Origin of the sequence: Actinoallomurus purpureus, from assembly GCF_024055795.1 — a bacterium.
Lineage (GTDB): Bacteria > Actinomycetota > Actinomycetes > Streptosporangiales > Streptosporangiaceae > Actinoallomurus > Actinoallomurus purpureus.
This window is the reverse complement of sequence record NZ_JAMXMY010000028.1, coordinates 91,402-107,290: the sequence shown is the minus strand read 5'-3', so window position 1 is coordinate 107,290 and position 15,889 is coordinate 91,402. Positions and strand designations below refer to the sequence as shown.

General features: G+C 70.6%; 18 protein-coding genes. 6 read left to right on the top strand and 12 right to left on the bottom strand.

Annotated features, from left to right (window positions below; genetic code table 11):
• Positions 1-19: 19 nt before the first annotated feature.
• Both NE236_RS37720 and NE236_RS37715 read right to left on the bottom strand, forming a co-directional pair.
• The gene (locus NE236_RS37720) at positions 20-925 is read right to left on the bottom strand and encodes an ABC transporter ATP-binding protein (protein ID WP_252847069.1); all 906 of its coding nucleotides are present in this window, start codon (positions 923-925) and stop codon (positions 20-22) included.
• A 197-nt stretch (positions 926-1,122) separates the two neighbouring features.
• Positions 1,123-1,692 (bottom strand): TetR/AcrR family transcriptional regulator, encoded by a 570-nt coding sequence (locus tag NE236_RS37715; protein WP_252847068.1) that lies wholly within the window; start codon positions 1,690-1,692, stop codon positions 1,123-1,125.
• A gap of 139 nt (positions 1,693-1,831) precedes the next feature.
• Between NE236_RS37715 and NE236_RS37710 the strand changes: the two genes are divergently transcribed.
• Positions 1,832-3,250, top strand: a complete 1,419-nt coding sequence (locus NE236_RS37710; protein WP_252847067.1) for an MFS transporter — start codon at positions 1,832-1,834, stop codon at positions 3,248-3,250.
• Positions 3,251-3,335: 85 nt separating this feature from the next.
• On the opposite strand, the gene NE236_RS37705 is transcribed toward NE236_RS37710, so the two are convergent.
• Positions 3,336-3,839 carry a hypothetical protein gene (locus NE236_RS37705; RefSeq protein ID WP_252847066.1) on the bottom strand — a complete coding sequence of 168 codons (504 nt, stop codon included), beginning with the start codon at positions 3,837-3,839 and terminating at the stop codon, positions 3,336-3,338.
• A gap of 87 nt (positions 3,840-3,926) precedes the next feature.
• On the opposite strand from NE236_RS37705, the gene NE236_RS37700 reads away from it, so the two are divergent.
• A complete protein-coding gene (locus NE236_RS37700; protein WP_252847065.1) occupies positions 3,927-4,856 on the top strand; it encodes an ArsR/SmtB family transcription factor in 930 nt (309 codons plus the stop codon).
• Between the two features lie 19 nt (positions 4,857-4,875).
• Here the strand turns inward: NE236_RS37700 and NE236_RS37695 are convergent, their stop codons facing one another.
• Entirely contained in the window at positions 4,876-5,877 is a 1,002-nt protein-coding gene (locus NE236_RS37695) for an NADP-dependent oxidoreductase (RefSeq protein ID WP_252847064.1), read from the bottom strand.
• A 296-nt stretch (positions 5,878-6,173) separates the two neighbouring features.
• Between NE236_RS37695 and NE236_RS37690 the strand changes: the two genes are divergently transcribed.
• On the top strand, positions 6,174-7,280 hold the full coding sequence (locus tag NE236_RS37690; protein ID WP_252847063.1) for an SMI1/KNR4 family protein: 1,107 nt from the start codon (positions 6,174-6,176) through the stop codon (positions 7,278-7,280).
• Between the two features lie 233 nt (positions 7,281-7,513).
• Here NE236_RS37690 and NE236_RS37685 read toward each other — a convergent pair whose 3' ends face one another.
• The gene (locus NE236_RS37685; protein WP_252847062.1) at positions 7,514-8,452 is read right to left on the bottom strand and encodes a cytidylate kinase family protein; all 939 of its coding nucleotides are present in this window, start codon (positions 8,450-8,452) and stop codon (positions 7,514-7,516) included.
• A gap of 52 nt (positions 8,453-8,504) precedes the next feature.
• On the opposite strand from NE236_RS37685, the gene NE236_RS44110 reads away from it, so the two are divergent.
• Complete coding sequence (locus NE236_RS44110; RefSeq protein WP_289851382.1) at positions 8,505-8,630, top strand: hypothetical protein; 126 nt, start codon at positions 8,505-8,507, stop codon at positions 8,628-8,630.
• 98 nt (positions 8,631-8,728) lie between these two features.
• Here NE236_RS44110 and NE236_RS37680 read toward each other — a convergent pair whose 3' ends face one another.
• Positions 8,729-8,839, bottom strand: a complete 111-nt coding sequence (locus NE236_RS37680) for a DUF397 domain-containing protein (RefSeq protein ID WP_252847061.1) — start codon at positions 8,837-8,839, stop codon at positions 8,729-8,731.
• Positions 8,840-8,845: 6 nt separating this feature from the next.
• Positions 8,846-9,697: a helix-turn-helix domain-containing protein gene (locus tag NE236_RS37675; RefSeq protein WP_289851381.1), complete on the bottom strand. Its 852-nt coding sequence runs from the start codon at positions 9,695-9,697 to the stop codon at positions 8,846-8,848.
• Between the two features lie 213 nt (positions 9,698-9,910).
• Here NE236_RS37675 and NE236_RS37670 point away from each other — a divergent pair, with 213 nt between their 5' ends.
• Together NE236_RS37670 and NE236_RS37665 are read left to right on the top strand one after the other, a co-directional pair.
• Positions 9,911-10,411, top strand: coding sequence for an ATP-binding protein (locus NE236_RS37670; RefSeq protein ID WP_252847059.1), 501 nt, complete (start codon positions 9,911-9,913; stop codon positions 10,409-10,411).
• Complete coding sequence (locus tag NE236_RS37665; protein WP_252847058.1) at positions 10,408-10,632, top strand: hypothetical protein; 225 nt, start codon at positions 10,408-10,410, stop codon at positions 10,630-10,632. The genes NE236_RS37670 and NE236_RS37665 overlap by 4 nt, the downstream gene beginning before the upstream one ends.
• A 61-nt stretch (positions 10,633-10,693) precedes the next feature.
• Here the strand turns inward: NE236_RS37665 and NE236_RS37660 are convergent, their stop codons facing one another.
• From NE236_RS37660 to NE236_RS37640, 5 genes are read right to left on the bottom strand one after another with little or no spacing between them, the layout of a single operon-like run.
• The gene (locus NE236_RS37660; RefSeq protein ID WP_252847057.1) at positions 10,694-11,509 is read right to left on the bottom strand and encodes a glutamate ABC transporter substrate-binding protein; all 816 of its coding nucleotides are present in this window, start codon (positions 11,507-11,509) and stop codon (positions 10,694-10,696) included.
• A gap of 12 nt (positions 11,510-11,521) precedes the next feature.
• Positions 11,522-12,940 carry a GlnX family signal transduction membrane protein gene (locus NE236_RS37655; RefSeq protein ID WP_252847056.1) on the bottom strand — a complete coding sequence of 473 codons (1,419 nt, stop codon included), beginning with the start codon at positions 12,938-12,940 and terminating at the stop codon, positions 11,522-11,524.
• Positions 12,937-13,659: an FHA domain-containing protein gene (locus tag NE236_RS37650; RefSeq protein ID WP_252847055.1), complete on the bottom strand. Its 723-nt coding sequence runs from the start codon at positions 13,657-13,659 to the stop codon at positions 12,937-12,939. The genes NE236_RS37655 and NE236_RS37650 overlap by 4 nt, the downstream gene beginning before the upstream one ends.
• Positions 13,660-13,661: 2 nt before the next feature.
• Complete coding sequence (locus NE236_RS37645) at positions 13,662-14,954, bottom strand: vWA domain-containing protein (protein WP_252847054.1); 1,293 nt, start codon at positions 14,952-14,954, stop codon at positions 13,662-13,664.
• Positions 14,951-15,889, bottom strand: a complete 939-nt coding sequence (locus NE236_RS37640) for a protein phosphatase 2C domain-containing protein (RefSeq protein ID WP_252847053.1) — start codon at positions 15,887-15,889, stop codon at positions 14,951-14,953. The genes NE236_RS37645 and NE236_RS37640 overlap by 4 nt, the downstream gene beginning before the upstream one ends.

Below are 15,889 nucleotides of genomic sequence, written 5' to 3'. Positions count from 1 at the left end.
GGGGTGGTGATGGGGCGTGTCAGTCGATGGTGCGGCCGGTCAGCGCGACGAAGGCGTCGTCCAGGCTGCTCTGCTCGACGCGCAGGTCGGCGGCGATGACGTGGTTGCGGGCCAGGACCGAGGTGACCGCCTGCAGGAGGCCGTCGGTGCCGGTCACCACGACCTGCCCGCCCGTCTTGGTCACGTTCCGTACCTCGGGCAGCTCCTTGAGCAGGTGGTCGTCCAGGGGGACGGAGGGCCGGAACCGTACGCGCTGCTCGGGCGCGACCCGTGACACCAGCCCGGCGGGGGTGTCGACGGCGACCACCCGGCCGGCGTCGATGACGGCGAGACGGTCGCAGAGGCGCTCGGCCTCCTCCATGAAGTGGGTGACGAGCACGATCGTGACGCCTCGGTCCCGTACCCCCTCGATCAGCCGCCAGGTGTCACGCCGCGCCTGCGGGTCCAGGCCGGTGGTCAGCTCGTCCAGGACCGCGACCTCCGGGTCGCCGACCAGCGCGAGGGCGATCGACACCCGCTGCTTCTGTCCGCCCGACAACCGGCCGAAGCGCGTGTCGTGCTGGTCGGCGAGCCCGAGTTCCTCGATCAGCCGTCCGGGGTCGGCGGGCCGGTCGTAGAAGGAGGCGTACAGCTCCAGGGCCTCGCCGACCTTCATCTTGTCGGGCAGCTCGCTCGCCTGGAGCTGGACGCCGAGCCGCCGGGTGAGCTCCGTGCGGTCACGGCGGGGGTCCAGCCCGAGCACCGACACCGTGCCCCGGTCAGGGGTGCGCAGCCCCTCGACGCACTCGACGGTGGTGGTCTTGCCGGCGCCGTTCGGGCCGAGGACGCCGAAGATCTCCCCTTCCTCGACCGCGAAGGACACGTCCTCGACCGCGACCTTCGCTCCGTACCGCTTGTGCAGGTTCCTGACGTCGATGACCGGCATGGCCTCTTCCTCGATTCCGTGGTGACGGATTCGAGGATCGCCCGCGGAGGGGTGCGCGGGGATCGACCGGTCGGGTACGGCTCCGGTGGATCCCCGGCATCAACCGATCGGTCGATGCCCCCGGGCGAGCGTCAGGTAGGCGAGCGACGCGGCGACGGTGAGGGACGCACGCCGGGACGCGGATTCGGGGCGCCGGGTCAGGAGCGCGGGCGCAGACCGTCCAGCATGAAGGACAGCAGAAGCTCGGTGTCCTCTGGTGCCCGTTCGCTCGCCACGGACAGGGCGTGGGCGAGCCGGAGCAGGTCGCACGGCCGGAGATCGGGGCGGGCGGTGCCTGCCGCGTGAGCGCGGGCGAGGATCGTCTCGGCGGCCGTCTCGATCTGGTCGTGGCAGCTGATGAACTGGTCCGAGTGCAGGTCGATGGTGGCCTTCAGGATCTGCACGAGCCCGCGCTTGGTGCGGGAGTACTCGGCGATGGCCAGGATCCACGCGGCGATGCCCTCGTCCGGAGGGGATGTCTCGGCGAGCTCGTACGCCTTCGCCGCGAGCTGTTCCATCTCCTCGCGGTAGACCGCCTCCTGCAGGGCCAGGCGGGTGGGGAAGTGGCGGTAGAGCGTGCCGATCCCGACGCCGGCGCGGCGGGCGATCTCCTCCAGCGAGGCGTCGGCGCCGTGCTCGAGGAAGGATTCCTTCGCCTCGGCCAGCAGCCGCTCGTAGTTGCGGCGCGCGTCGGCCCGCATCGGACGCTGCCCCGTGGTCGTCGACATCGCCCCTCCCAAAACGCGGTTGCCAACCGGAGGGTACCTCCGTATTGTTTGCGGAGGCAGCCTCCGGTTAATCGACCACTCCCCGACAGTCACTTCGGAGGACGGCCGTAACCCTTCCTGCACGAGGAGTCTACGACCCATGTCCCAGCAGACCGTCCAGATGGGCGACCCGCCGCTCGCCGACGAGCGGCGGCGACGACACATGCGTCACCCGGGACTCTCGCTCGCCGTCATCGTCGCCTGCCAGCTGATGGTGGTGCTCGACGCGAGCGTCATGTTCGTCGCCCTCCCCAAGATTCAGCACAGCCTCCACTTCTCCGCGACCGGCCTGTCGTGGGTGACCAACGCCTACTCGCTCGCCTTCGGCGGGCTGCTCCTGCTCGGCGGCCGGACCGGCGACATGGCCGGGCGGCGGCGGACCTTCATCATCGGCATCGCGGTGTTCACCCTCGCCTCGCTGTTCGGCGGGTTCTCGGGCTCCGCGGCCTGGCTGCTCACCGCCCGAGTCGTCCAGGGTGTCGGCGCGGCCCTCGCCGCGCCGAGCGCGCTCGCCCTCATCGCGACCAACTTCGAGGAGGGGCCCGAGCGCAACCGGGCGCTCGGGGTCTTCTCGGCCACCTCGTCGGCCGGAGCCTCCATCGGCCTCGTCCTCGGCGGCATGCTCACCGACTGGGCGTCATGGCGCTGGGTGTTGTTCATCAATGTGCCGGTCGGAGCGGTGGTCCTGTTCCTCGCTCCGCGGGTACTGCGGGAGACCGAACGGCACCGGGGGCGCCTCGACGTCGCGGGCGCCGTCACGGTCGTCACCGGCATGGTCGCGCTGGTGTACGGCTTCATCCGCGCGGCCGACGCCGGATGGGGCGACGGGGGCACCCTGGCGGCCTTCGCCGGCGGCGTCCTCCTCCTCGCCGCCTTCCTCGTCGTCGAGATGCGCGCGGAGCGGCCCGTCGTGCCCCTGCGGCTGTTCGCCGACCGGGCACGGTCCGGCTCCTACCTCAACATGCTCCTGCTGGCGGCGGCGATGTTCGGGATGTTCTTCTTCATCGTCCAGTTCCTGCAGAACGTCCTGGGGTTCAGCCCCCTCAAGGCCGGTGTGGCGTTCCTGCCGATGTCGGGGCTGATATTCGTCATGGCACGCGTCTCGCCACGGCTGATCCCGCGGGTCGGCGCGCGGCGGCTCATACTGATCGGCCTGCCGCTCATCGCGGTGGGCATGGCATGGCTGACCCGCCTGTCGGCACACAGCGGGTACGCCTCGGGCGTCCTCGCGCCGATGGTCCTGTTCGGGCTCGGCGCCGGCCTGGTGTTCCTGCCGGTCACCGCCACGGTCCTGGCCGGCGTGCGACGCGAGGACTCCGGTGCGGCCTCCGGCACGCTGCAGACCGCGCAGCAGGTCGGCGGCGCGCTCGGCATGGCGGTGCTCGTCTCGGTGTACGGGACGGCGCTCCGGCACGGCGGTCTGACCCACGGGGTGAACGTCGCGTTCACCGTCGGCACGATTTTCGTGCTGGTCGCCCTGGCCGTGACCGCCGCCTTCGTCCGGCCGCGCACGAGTTGAGGCGGTCCCGGCCTCCTGAGAACACGGCTCCACCGCCACCGGCCTGCCTCCGGCTCGCCGGTGGCGGTGGGCTCGGGCGCGCCGGTCAGGCCAGCGTCTGGCAGAGGTCTTCGACGGTGGCGTGGACCGACCGGAAGTCGCGGGTGCCGTCCGGCGCGACGATGAGCGTGAACCGTCCCTGCAGGATGTACCAGCCGACCGGATACGCGCGGCTGCCGGCGGGGACCCGCACGCTGGCCCCGCCGTCGAAGTGCCAGACCGAACCGCCGTCCTTCCGGTGGCGCAGGCGGGCGAAGCCCGAAACGTCCCGGACCGCCGACCTACCGGTGCTCTCGTTGGTGAAACGGATCACCAGCGGCCCCCGGAACTCCTGGACCTTCGGGGTGCCGTCCGGGTAGGTCGACACCGTCCGGATCTCCTCCTCGTCCCGGAGGATGTCGCCGTGGATCGTGAACGGGCAGACCCCGGCGGTCGTGAACGGCGCGGCCCGGTACGGCTCCCATCCGCTCGTGGCCGACGCCGCCGTGGCCGGAGCGATCAGACCGGCCGTGGTCGCCGCGATGGCGGCGGCGGAGAATACTCGACGCATCATCATCCCTTCGTGGATCTTCCTCCGCATCGTGGGGGAGCCCGGGGGAGAGACGCGATCATTCAAGCCCAGACCGAAAGGTCCCGCATGCTGCGGATCCACTTCACCGCCGAAGACCTCCTCCGCACCAGGCTCGCGGCAGGGCCCGCACCTCTCATCGAACTCGGGATGGCGGTCGCCACCCTTCAGCGCGGCGACCCGGTGTTCGCCCGCTGGGCCCGCCGGACACGGCGCCCCCGGGCGGCCCTCCCGCTGTTCGAGCTGATCCCGCCGACGGCAGCCGGGCCGCTGTTCGTCGACCCGGTCAGCGACGGCTTCGACGACGGGCTGGACCGGGTGCTGTCCACGCCGGACGCGTACGCCCGCGCCGAGATCCTGCGGGCCTGCCGCCCGACGCCGTGGACGCGGGGACTGGCCGACCATGACTCCGGCGCCTGGCGGATCCTCGAAGAGGCGTTGCGGAGCGCGTACGACGCCATCATCGCCCCGGAGTGGCCGCGGATCCGGGCCAGCTTCGACGCCGACGTGGCCTGGCGGCGGACCCTCCTGGCCGGCGGCGGCATCAGGGAGACGCTGACCGGACTGCATCCCGGAGCGCGGTGGAACGGCACCACGCTGGAGTTCGACGTCGCAGGGGAAAGCGAGCACACGCCCGGCGGCCGCGGCGTCACGCTCCTGCCGTCCTCGGTGTGGACCGGCCGGCCGCTGGTCGGGACGCACTCCGACGGGTCGATGCTCCTGGTGTACCCGTCGCTCACCCCGATGCCGCTGGTCGATACGGATGCCGGCGACGCGCTGGCCGCCCTCCTCGGGCCCACCCGCGCCGCCGTTCTGGCGCTGCTCGTCGATGACCGTACGAACGGGGAGGTCGCCCGGCGGGCGGGCATCAGCGCGGCGTCCGCGTCGGCGCACGCCAAGACCCTCCGCGAGGCGGGCCTGGTCGTCACGCGGAGGGCGGGCAAGGCGGTCCTGCACGTGGCCACGCCGCTCGGGCTCCGCCTGCTCGACGGGGCCTGACGGGGCTCTGCCGCGGTCGCTACAGGCGGACGATCATCTTGCCGGTGTTCTGTCCGCGCAGCATGGCCAGGAACGCGTCGACGGCGTGGTCGACGCCCTCGAACACCGTCTCCTCGAACTCCATCTGTCCCTCGGCGAGCCAGCCGCCGACCTCGCGGACGAAGTCGCCGAACTGGTGGTAGTGGTCGATGACGATGAAGCCGCGCAGCGTGAGGCGCTTGCCGATCATGAGGGGCAGGTTCCGCGGCGCGGGCTGCGGCTCGGTGGCGTTGTACATCGAGATCGCGCCGCAGATCGCGGCCCGTCCGTGATTGTTGAACGCCTCGATCGCCGCTTCGAGGTGGTCGCCTCCGACGTTGTCGAAGTAGACGTCGATGCCGTCGGGGGCCGCCTCGGCGAGCAGTTTGCGCACCAGGCCGGACTTGTAGTTGAAGGCGGCGTCGAAGCCGAGCCGATCGGTAAGGTAGGCGACCTTCTCGTCGGAGCCGGCGCTGCCGATGACGCGGGCGGCGCCGCGCAGCCGGGCGATCTGGCCGACGAGCGAGCCGACGGCCCCGGCCGCGCCGGAGACGAAGACGGTGTCGCCCTCCTTCATGCCGGCGATGTCGAGCAGCCCCGCGTACGCCGTCAGTCCCGGCATGCCGAGCACGCCGAGGAAGGCCGAGGGGGACACGCCGTCGACCGGCGTCACCTTGTGGAACTGGTCGGCGGGCGCCACCGCGTGCTCCCGCCAGCCGAGCTGATGCAGGACGACGTCGCCCGGCCGCAGGTCGGGGGAGTTGGACTCGACCACCTCGCCGATCGCGCCGCCGGTCATGACCTCGTTCAGGGCGAACGGGGGGGTGTAGGACTTCACGTCGTTCATCCGCCCGCGCATGTACGGGTCGACGGACATGAAGAGGTTGCGGACGAGCGCCTCCCCGTCGCCCGGAGGCGGCAGTTCGGTTTCGACCAGAGCGAAGTCCGTCGGCTCCGGCCAGCCGTGGGGACGGGATACGAGGTGCACCTCACGGGTCTTCATGGCGCTGTGTCTCCTTGCTGATGAGCGTCTGATCCACCCCACGTTACTCGTGGGTAAACGGGGGTGGCAGGGGTGGGTCGAGAGTCGCCGCCCCGAGAGTGCGCCGTTCCAAGACCAGCAGAAACGGTTCCGCCGGGCACCGGAAGGGAGCGGTACGCCACGACGTCGCGGCTCCCGGCCCCGAGCCCGAAGCTTCGCATCAAGGGTGCCACGCCGACCTCTGGGCCGGGCGCTCAGGTCGCCGCGCCCCCGGGTGTCGTATCGCTCTGTCGGAGCTGATCGCTAACGTCACCGCCGTGACGGCAGACGTGCAGTCCTCATGGGACCGGATGATCACCTGGCTACGCGGACACTCACCGGCAACCGCCGAGGGAGTGAATGGCCCGGCGACCGCCAAGGCGATCGATGAGGCCGACTGGGCGGTGGGCGTCCCCCTCCCGGCCGACCTGCGCGCCTTGTATCGCGCCGCCGACGGAATGCGCAGTCATCCCCGCCATGTAGGGGATCTGCTTCCGCCGTTCTACCAGCTCCTCCCGCTCGAGGAGGCCCTGAGGTTCCACCGGTCGCGGGTGGAGGGCTTCGCCGATCGGGAGGATTCCGAGTGGTGGGGCACGGAGGAGGAGGCCGACACGGCTCCGGCCGGTACACAGGGTTTCCGGTGGTCGCGGCACTGGCTGCCGATCGCCACGAACCATTGCGGTGACGTGCTCTTCGCCGATCTGCGTTACGGCCGCTTCCGGGGCTGCGTCATGAAGTACGACAAGTACGAGGGCGCCGATAGGCGGCCGATGTGGCCGAGCGTCTCAGCCATGCTCGCCGAAGTCGCCGATGCTCTGGAACACGACGGCGTCGCCGCCGGCCGCCGCCCCTACGTTGATGCGGAGGGGCGGCTGGAATGGCGGGACCCCGTAGGGCTGTGGATCGACTTCTTCCCGCTACGGGGCGATGCGCCGCTTTACGAGCTGATGCGGTTCGCCGACCGGGCACGTGCCGGCGAGCTTCCCGACCCGAGGGCGGCCGAGCTGATCGTCGCGCGTGCCGCCCAGGTGACCGACGCGCTCACGGCCACGGCCGAGACCCTCGCCACCGGCGGTGCGGCCCGCTATGACGACCCGAACCCGCAGGACGAAGAGACGTTGCGCGGTTATGCGGCGGCGCATGGCGGACTGGCGGGCCTCATCGACCATCTCATCGCCACGGCCACCCGCCTGCAGCCGCTCGCCGGGCCGTACGTCGACGCCTATGAGCAGCCCTATGTTCGCGGCCAGGTTCCCCCGATGGTTCCGGCAACCGTACGGGAGAGCGGCGACATCGTGATCGATGGTCCGGTGTCCTGGCCGGGTTTGCTGAGCGGGCTTGGTTACTACCTGCTCAAGCTCGCGGACGAGCTGCAGAGTCGGTGATCACGGCGCCGGGCCGGCGAGTAGCGCAGCGAGATGCCCGCCGGTCGAGTCGCCCCAGGCACCGAATCGGCGGGAAAGATCGCCTCTGCGCTCAATCTGTACTGGACACTGGCAACGGCGATGCCGGTGTCCAGCAGGCAGTCTCGGATGAGATCCACCGGAACCGGCGTGGGGTACGCCTTATTGGTCCCACGCAGCCAAGCCCGAGCAATTGTCAAATCCTGTGTATCTGGTCAGCGTGGTCGGGCTTCCCATGCTGGCTGCTGGGGCTCGTCGTTGTGCACGATGATGTCGGCGTGATCGGTCGGGCGGACCGTGTCGAAGTAGAGCTGTTGGGAGGGGCGGTAGCGGTTGTGGAAGCGTCGCTCGACTTCGGTGACGGAGCCGTACACCGCCAGGTCCCGGGTCCGGGCGCGATCCAGTGTCTCCTCAAACGCGGCGGACACGAAGATGCGCAGGTCCCACCGGTCAATCAGCTCCGGGCGCATGAGGAACACGCCGTCGAAGAGCAGCACGGCGTCGGCAGGCGCAGTCGTGACCGGCTGTGACAGTGCGGTGTCCGTAACTTTGTCGTAGACCGCCTGCTGGAACCTTCGGTCTCCGCGTGGGCCCAGCGGATCGAGCAGCACCTGGTGCAGCGCGTCGAAGTCGAAGCTGTCGTGATAGCAGCCGTCGGCGGAGTGCTTGCCGCGCCGATAGCGTTGTGATCGGGGGGTAAGGAAGTCTTCGATCGTCGCGCGGATGACTTCGCGGCCCTGCGCGCGCAGGACGACGGCGAGCTCGTCGGCCAGCGTGGTCTTACCGGCGGCGGGCGGTCCGTCGACGGCGACCCGTGTCGGGTGCGCGTTCGTGACGGATTCGACCGCCTCGGACAGACGGCTGAGGAGCTCGCTGCGGGTGCCGTTGTCCATATAGTCCATCTCATCGTCGGCAGGGACTTCGACGAGGGCGCTCACGCCCTCTCGTTCCAGCTCCTCCAACACCGCGATCATCCGCTCCTGCATCGGCGGCGGGATCTGGCCCTTGCAGTCCACGTAATACCACGGGCCGCGGGCCGCCACCCGGATGTCGGAGACGTAGTTCGGCGTGTAGATCTCCCCGGCCTCCGCGTCCGCTTCCTCGGGGGTGAGCTCCCGCGTCCTCAGCGACCGAATAGAAACGATGGCCTGCACGGGCCGGTGCACGCTCGGCGGCGTCCGTATCCGCCGAGCCAACGATGATCACGTGCTCGTTGGAGAGGTCGTCATCGTCCTCCCTGTCACCGAACACCTGCGGATCGACCTCGATCGTCAGGCGACCTCCCTAACGACCGTGGATGACCCGGCCGCTCCCGCACGGGACGAAGAGTAAGGCAGGGTCGAGTACATCACCGGGCACCGATATTCCGCTGTCAGGACGCCATGACAGCCCCGGCGACAGTACGCCGGAGCGTTCAGCCTTCCCGCAGGTCAGCGCTTGAACTGCTCCTGGCCGGTGACGACGGCGACTTCGACGCAGTTGCCCGACCCGCTGCCTGAGCGCCTGCTCTTGCGCCAATTGGTGCTGGAGGATTGGGACACCGTGGGCTACCTCATTCCGGTCTTCTTCGCCAACCGTCTGAGCCAGGCGATCGACTCGTCCGGCCCGAGCGCCGTCTCGCTCAGTTGCTGGAAGATGGTTCGTCGTTCCTCAACCTCGGCGGCGCCTTCCACGTAGGAGGAGCCCGGCCGTGCCTCGCGGTAGACCAGGCTTGGATCATTCTCATAATCCAGGATCACGAACGAGCCGTGAAGTCCCGGATGTGGAGCCGCGTCCATCGGCAGCACCTGTACGGCGACGTGGTCCATACGCTCGGTCTCGATGAGCCGCTGCAGCTGCTCGACTTTGGCCTCGTATGAGCCAAAGAAACGTGTTAGGGCGTTTTCGTCGATGATCGCCCACAGCCTCGGCGGGTTCGTATCAGTAAGGATCTTTTGCCGCTCCATGCGCAATCGGACCAGGTTCTCGATCTCCTCGTCATCCTTCGTAATCCAGCCGTGCTGGATCGCGCGGGCGTACTGCGGTGTCTGGAGTAGTCCAGGAATCATGGCGAGCTCGTACGTACTGATCTTTGAGGCTTCGGCCTCGAACTCGACGTAGTTGTCATCGAGCGGTCCGTACGCGGTCCACCAACCGCGTTCGCGCGCCTGCCTGGTCAGGTCGAACAGCGCCTCACGGATGGCCTGGGCGGTCACACCGTAGGTGTCCAGGAGCACGCGGATGTCGGTGACGCGTGGCCGGACGGTCAAGGCTCGCTCCAACTTGTTCACCTTGCCGTTCGCCCACTCGAGCCGGCGGTTGACCTCGTCGGCGGTCATGCCTGCCGCCTCGCGGAGCTTCCGGAGTTCCCTGGCGAGCCGACGACGGCGCACCGTCGGGCTGTGCCTGGCGTCGGCCATCTCGTCCCTCTCAAGCTCACAGATTCCTTGGGGCGGTCACTGATCGTAGAGCGTTCGTCGCAGAATCGGACATCAATACGCGAATCTCTAATAGATCTTGACTAATCGAGTCAACCGCATTGCGAATTAGCTAATAGGCGGAGCATAGTGGAGCGCACCGTGTTCGTGGCGCTACGTGGAGTAGTGGGCCACTCCCACCTCTGGGGGTCCTTCATGACGCAACACCTGCCATCACCGAAAAGACCGGGGCGCGTCGCCTACGTCTACGCTCCAGGTCCGGACTGGGTCGAGATCCAGCCGATGCCCGAAGCCGTCGCCCAGGTGCGGCATATCGTCCGCAGGCGACTGACGCACGCCGATCCGGACTTCGTCTACAACGTCGAGTTGGTGACCTCCGAGCTGGTTACGAACGCCATCCGGTGTGTCCGGACCCTGGAGGCGCCGGCGTCCGGTGTCGAGCCGGGCATCTGGTTCGCCATCGAGGCGCACGGACGGTGGACTCGGCTGCGGGTCCGCGACCCCTATCCCGATGTGCTGCCGACGAAGAAGGAGCCGGATCCCACCGAGACGAACGGGCGAGGGATGCTGATCAGCGAGGCCGTGGCCGACCTGGTCTGGGTCGAGGTCGGTGATGTGGACAAAGTGGTCCACGCTGTCCTGGCCAAGCCAGGGGTGACCCTGTCCCCGGCCGAGATCGCGGGGTTCGGCCGATGATCGCCCCCGATCCGGTCCCGATGATCCCGGGGTTCACCGTGCGGGAGGACCCGCTGACGGGGGAGTGGGTCGCCGTCTCCGCCTCCGGAAAGTACAAGATCCGCGGTCGCACCCAGCGCGAGCTGGAGGAGCGCCGCTGGGCGCTGTACGGCCAGGTCCTGGCCGAGTTCCGTCAGGCCATCGCCGAGACCTGGCCGCGCCCGATCCCGCCGCAGCGGTAAGACCCCGCACGGCCGGCTGCGGCGGGATCGGGCGCGGACTCCCGGCGACGGGCCGTGTGGCTCAGCCGCAGCCCTCGAACTGGGGGACCGTCGTCGTGACGTTGAGGCCCGTGGAGCCGAACCACCGTTTGAGCAGGGTGGCGGCGGTACCGTCCTGGTACATCTCGGTGATCGCCTTGTTGACGTCCTCGCACCCGCCGATGTCGCCGGACCGTAGCCCCACGCCGTACTTCTCGTCCGAGAACGGGGCGTTGACGAAGCGCACCTGGTTCCCCCGTTGCGCCGCGAAGCCGGCGAGGATCAGGTCGTCGGTGGAGATGGCGTCGACCGTCCCCGACGTCAGGTCGTCCAGGCACTCACCGTACGTCGAGGCCGGGAGGAGCCGGGCGTCGATCTTGCGCTCCTCGGTGACGCGCCGCCAGGAGACCGAACCGGTGACCTGGCAGAGCCGCTTGCCGCGCAGGTCGCGGACGTTCCGCACGGTCGTGTCGGTGCCGCGCACCAGGATGTCCTGGTGGGCGACGTAATACGGGCCCCCGAAGACGACCTGGGTCTTGCGCTGCGGCGTGATGGAGTAGCTCGCCACCACCATGTCGACGTCGCCGTCGCGCAGCGCCCCCTCGCGCTCGGCGCTGGCCAGCGGCTTGAACGTCAGGTGTTTTGCGCCGAGCCGCCGGGCGATATCGCGGGCGACGTCGATGTCGAAGCCCTTGTAGGTGCCGTACCCGTCGCGGAAGCCGAGGCCCGGCTGGTCCTTGGAGACGCCGATGACCAGGCGGTCCTTGCCACTGACCGACGGGGTCTCCCCGCCGGCCACCCCGCACCCGGCCGACGCCAGCAACAGCGTCACCGCGATGCCGATTCGACGTAGTCGCATCTTGGCGCTCCCTTACCGGTACTCGGACAGCCGCGGCCGGACCCCGGCGAGAATGAGGATGATGAGGACGACGGCCGCGCCGGGCAGGATGAGGTTCCAGCCGCGCAGCCCGTGGTCGCCGGCGCTGATGGCCTTGTCGAAGGCGCCGCCGTGCAGGTCCGTCAGGGAGACCAGCGCCTTGTCGTAGTCGCCGAAGTCGTCGGTGCCGGCCCCGAGCTTGGCGCTGATGGCCGCGCGGCCGCCGCCGGCGGTCGCCAGCCGCCGGATCGTCCGGTCGTTCGCCTGGACCTTCTGGTATCCCGTCAGCACCTTGTGCAGCGCCTCCTGCTGCCCGGGCAGCGTGATGTGGTGGGCCTCGGTGCCGTAGAAGCCGAGGAAGTCCGTCCCGCCGATCTTCTGGTCGACCTGGGTGTAGTAGGCGTCGAGGTTGCCTGCGGGGACGTACATGATCGTCTGGGACTTGTCGAGGTAGACCTGCTCGTACGTGTCGGCGCGCCCGGGATCGAGCAGGTAGCGGCTCTCGTCCGCGTGCGCGCTGTTGCTGATCGCCCGGGCCCGCGACAGTGCCAGCACCGAGTCGAAGCCGTCCTCCTTGGCCGTCCGCAGGCGCCCGGCCTCGCTGGACAGCAGCGCCACGCTCACCACGACGAGCACCAGGGTGCCCGCGGTGGCCAGGGCGAGGAACGGGTTGACCAGCCGGCGGAAGCGCCGGGCGAGGTAGAACTGCACGCCCACGAGGACGACCAGGAGCAGCAGGCCCGTGAGGATCACCCAGACGCGCCCCTGGAGCACCGCCGAGCGCTTGGCCTCGTACGTGCGGCGCACCTTCGTGCCGTTGTCCAGGGTCAGGTTGTACGCCTTCGGCAGCACGTCCAGCTTCATCAGGTCGGTGGCCTGGCGGTAGAGCGCGGTGACGGCGGCCGGGGGAGGCCCGGCGGCGTGGTTCGACTGCTGGTCCGTCAGCAGGGCCTGCCCCGCGAGGCGTTCGTACCGGCCCAGCGCGTCCAGCATCGCCTGCGCGGTGCGCTGCCCGGTCGGGTCCGAGCCCGCCAGCCGCGAGCCCTGCAGCAGCGCGCCGTTCGCCTCCGAACGGCGCTGCTCGTACAGGCGCAGCGCCGCCGCCCGCCGGCTCGCCAGGCCGGCGTCCCCGCCGATCAGCAGCGCGTCGGCCAACTGGGCGTCCATGTCGCTGAGCGCGAAGTACAGGTCGCCGGTGGCGACCACCTGCGGGCCGGCGTCGTGGCCGATCACACGCAGGCCGTCGCGGGCGTCCCGCACGGTGAGCGTGGTCACGAGGAGCACGACGAGCACCGCCACGGCCGCGAGGGCGGCAAGGGCGCGGATCCGGCCCGGCATCGTCCGGATCCGCAGCCGCCCGGGGACCCGCCCCCGCCGGGCAGGGGAGGACGGGGGAGTCGTCGTGATCGTCACCGCAGCCTCCGAAGCGTGATGGTGGTCCAGACGCCCACGTGCACGCGGTCGCCGTCGCGCAGCGGCACCTCCACGTTGACGGGGATGGGCGTGTCGCCCTCGTTGATCGTCGTGCCGTTCGTGGACCCCGGGTCGACCACCGTCCACGTGCCGTCAGGCTTGGCGAGCAGCACCGCGTGGGTGTGCGAGACGCCCGGGTCGGCGGGCGGCTCGCTCAGGTCGATCTCCGGCGCGAGGCCCCGCGACACGCTCCGCCGCCCGATCCGGACCTGCTCGCCGGCGAGAGGGATGCGCCTCGACGGGCAGTACGGCGGGAACGTGAAGTCCTCGCCCTCGGTCACGACGCGGTCGTGGTACTCCCGGTCGGCGATGACGACGGCCGCCCAGTCGGTGGCCGGTGGCTCGGGCACGGGCGCCTTCGCGGGCGCCCAGTCCCGCGTCACGGGGTCCTCCTCGTCAGGGTCCCCGGTCGACCGTATGGGCGCGGGCGGGGGCGCCGCCGGAGGCGGGGTGGGCCGGCCGCCGCCGACCGCGTAGTCGTACCCGCAGTCCTCGCAGAAGCGCTCGGTACGGGGCGTGCCGCAGTCGGGGCACCGCTCGCCCGTGGCCCCCGTGACGGGGGACGCGGGGGGCGGGGACGGCGCCTCGCCGATGCCGGCGCCGCACACGTCGCAGTAGTCGGTGGCGGTCGAGGTGTGCCCGGCCGGACAGGTCGCCATGCTCAGCCCTCGCCCTTGCGCGTGCGCACGGTCTTGGTCGAGCGGGTGTCGAGGGACATCTCGTCCGCCTTGTCGACGTCCTTCTTCAGCCGGACCCGGCCGGTCGCCGGGTCGTCGACGTCGACGACCTTCCCGAGGAGGCCGGCGATCGCCTCGTTGCCCGACTCGTGGGCCAGCGCGACGGCACGGCCCAGCCGCGCCGTCGCGGTGTCGAGGTCGCCTTCCTTGCGGGCCTGCAGGCCGACCTGGATGTTCTCGGCGAGCTCGGCCTGGCCCGTGTAGTGCGCGACCTTCGGGTTGATGCGGGTGGACTGGGCCTCATCGTCGGTCCACTCGGCCAGGACGTTGCCGCTGGCGACCACCTGGTCGCCGAGCATCAGCTTGATCCACGCGACCCGTTTCTCCCGCGCCCCGACCTCTCCGGGCGGGACCTCGACGCAGACGTGGTAGTCACGGCTCTCGCTGCCCCACGCGCCGAGCGGGTAGTCACCGGACCGCTCGTCCACGTCGGTCCGCCGCCCGGTGAGGTCCTCCATGCTCGGCAGCACCTGCTTGACGAACCGCAGCTTGGCGTTCTGCGGCGTCCACACCCGCAGCGCGACGTCCGCGACGGCCTTGCCCATCGCCGTCTCGGTCATCGCGCGGAAGTCGGCCTCGAGGGCCTCCGGGCTGGCCACCATGTCCATGCTGCCCAGCAGTGCGGACGCGACCTTCCGCAGTTCGGCGACCTCCCAGTCGGTGCCCACGCCCCGGCAGTCGCAGACGAACCGGCCGACGGACGCGGCGACCGCCTGGTCGAGCTGTTCGGGCGTCTCATGCTGGTTCTTGCCGTCGGTCAGCAGGATCGCGTGCCGGATGCCGTCCGGGTGCCGGGCGAACAGCCGCCCGGCCAGGCTCAGCCACGCGCCCATCGCGGTGCCGCCGGTCGCCGTCAGCCGGCCGAGCGCGGCCTTGGCCTCGGTGCGGGTGCGCGCGCTGGCGGGGACCAGCTCCTCGGCCCGCGGGTACACCATCGTGGCGCGGCTCGACCCGGACACGACCGCGAAGTTCACCCCGTCGCGCAGCGTGTCGACCGCAGCCTGCGCCGCCTTGATCGCCGAGGTCATCTTGTTCCGCGGGTAGTCCATCGACCCGGAGGTGTCGATGATGATGACCTCGGAGGCCGACGCCCCGGTGCTGACGCCGACCGGGGCCCCGGTCGACTCCACCGTGACGACCGCGTGGACCTCCTGGCCGCCCTGCGGCAGGTACTTGTTCTGGTCGATCCGGATGCTGAAGTCCGGCTGTTCACTCATTGCGCGTGCTCCTGTGTGAAGGGGATCACCACGACGGTGATGTTGTCGCGCCCTCCGGCGTCCAACGCGAGGCGTACGAGGTGCCGGGCCGCGGTGAGGGGGTCCGCGTCCGGCAGGACGGCGGCCAGCCGCGTCGGCTCCGGGTAGTAGTTCCACAGCCCGTCGCTGCACAGCAGCAGCGTGCCGGGTCCGTCCGGGACGAACGTCGTCACGTGCTGCTCGATCTCGCCCGCGTCCGCGCCGAGCCAGGCGATGATGGCGTGGGCGTTCGGGTGGGCCTGCGCCTCGGCCTCGGTCAGCGCCCCGTGCACGACCATCTCGGCGGCCCAGGAGTCGTCGGCGGTGAGCTGCCGCGACGCGTCCCCGTCGAGCCAGTACGCGCGGCTGTCCCCGACCCACCCGACGGTTACGGCCGCCGGTCCGGCGTACGCCGACACGTAGGTGCAGGCGGGCGCGTCGTGCGGCGAGGCGGCGAGCGCCGTGACCGCCTCGACGGCCCGCGTCAGCGCCGCCCGCGTGGCGGACTCGGGTTCGTCGCCCGCGGCGAGGCGCTCGGTGAGCACCGCCAGGCCCGTGTCGGCGGCGGCCTGGGAGGCCGCCTGCGGTATGGGAGAGGTCGACACGCCGTCGCAGACCACCGCCGCGATGCCCGGGCCCGCGACAGCCAGGGCCATCGCGTCCTCGTTGCGGCTGTGCCGCAGACCCCGGTCGGTCACGCCGGCGGCACCGCCCGCCTCCGCCTCGAGGTGGTCGCGGTCACCGGACCGCAGCACCCCGCACCGCTCGCAGTAGCCGTCCTCGCTGAACGCCGTCGCACCGCACTCCGGGCACGCCGCGGCGGGCTTCTCGGTCAGGGACCGGCCGCACGCCTCGCAGAACGCCTCGCCGGCGAACACATCGCTGCCGCACCCCGGGCAGCTCTCCTGGGCTCCCAC

Coding starts and splice junctions, on each gene's coding strand:
- NE236_RS37720 (WP_252847069.1), bottom strand. CDS start 925: ATGCCGGTCATCGACGTCAGGAACCTGCACAAGCGGTACGGAGCGAAG.
- NE236_RS37715 (WP_252847068.1), bottom strand. CDS start 1,692: ATGTCGACGACCACGGGGCAGCGTCCGATGCGGGCCGACGCGCGCCGC.
- NE236_RS37710 (WP_252847067.1), top strand. CDS start 1,832: ATGTCCCAGCAGACCGTCCAGATGGGCGACCCGCCGCTCGCCGACGAG.
- NE236_RS37705 (WP_252847066.1), bottom strand. CDS start 3,839: ATGCGTCGAGTATTCTCCGCCGCCGCCATCGCGGCGACCACGGCCGGT.
- NE236_RS37700 (WP_252847065.1), top strand. CDS start 3,927: ATGCTGCGGATCCACTTCACCGCCGAAGACCTCCTCCGCACCAGGCTC.
- NE236_RS37695 (WP_252847064.1), bottom strand. CDS start 5,877: ATGAAGACCCGTGAGGTGCACCTCGTATCCCGTCCCCACGGCTGGCCG.
- NE236_RS37675 (WP_289851381.1), bottom strand. CDS start 9,697: ATGGCCGACGCCAGGCACAGCCCGACGGTGCGCCGTCGTCGGCTCGCC.
- NE236_RS37670 (WP_252847059.1), top strand. CDS start 9,911: ATGACGCAACACCTGCCATCACCGAAAAGACCGGGGCGCGTCGCCTAC.
- NE236_RS37665 (WP_252847058.1), top strand. CDS start 10,408: ATGATCGCCCCCGATCCGGTCCCGATGATCCCGGGGTTCACCGTGCGG.
- NE236_RS37660 (WP_252847057.1), bottom strand. CDS start 11,509: ATGCGACTACGTCGAATCGGCATCGCGGTGACGCTGTTGCTGGCGTCG.
- NE236_RS37650 (WP_252847055.1), bottom strand. CDS start 13,659: ATGGCGACCTGTCCGGCCGGGCACACCTCGACCGCCACCGACTACTGC.
- NE236_RS37645 (WP_252847054.1), bottom strand. CDS start 14,954: ATGAGTGAACAGCCGGACTTCAGCATCCGGATCGACCAGAACAAGTAC.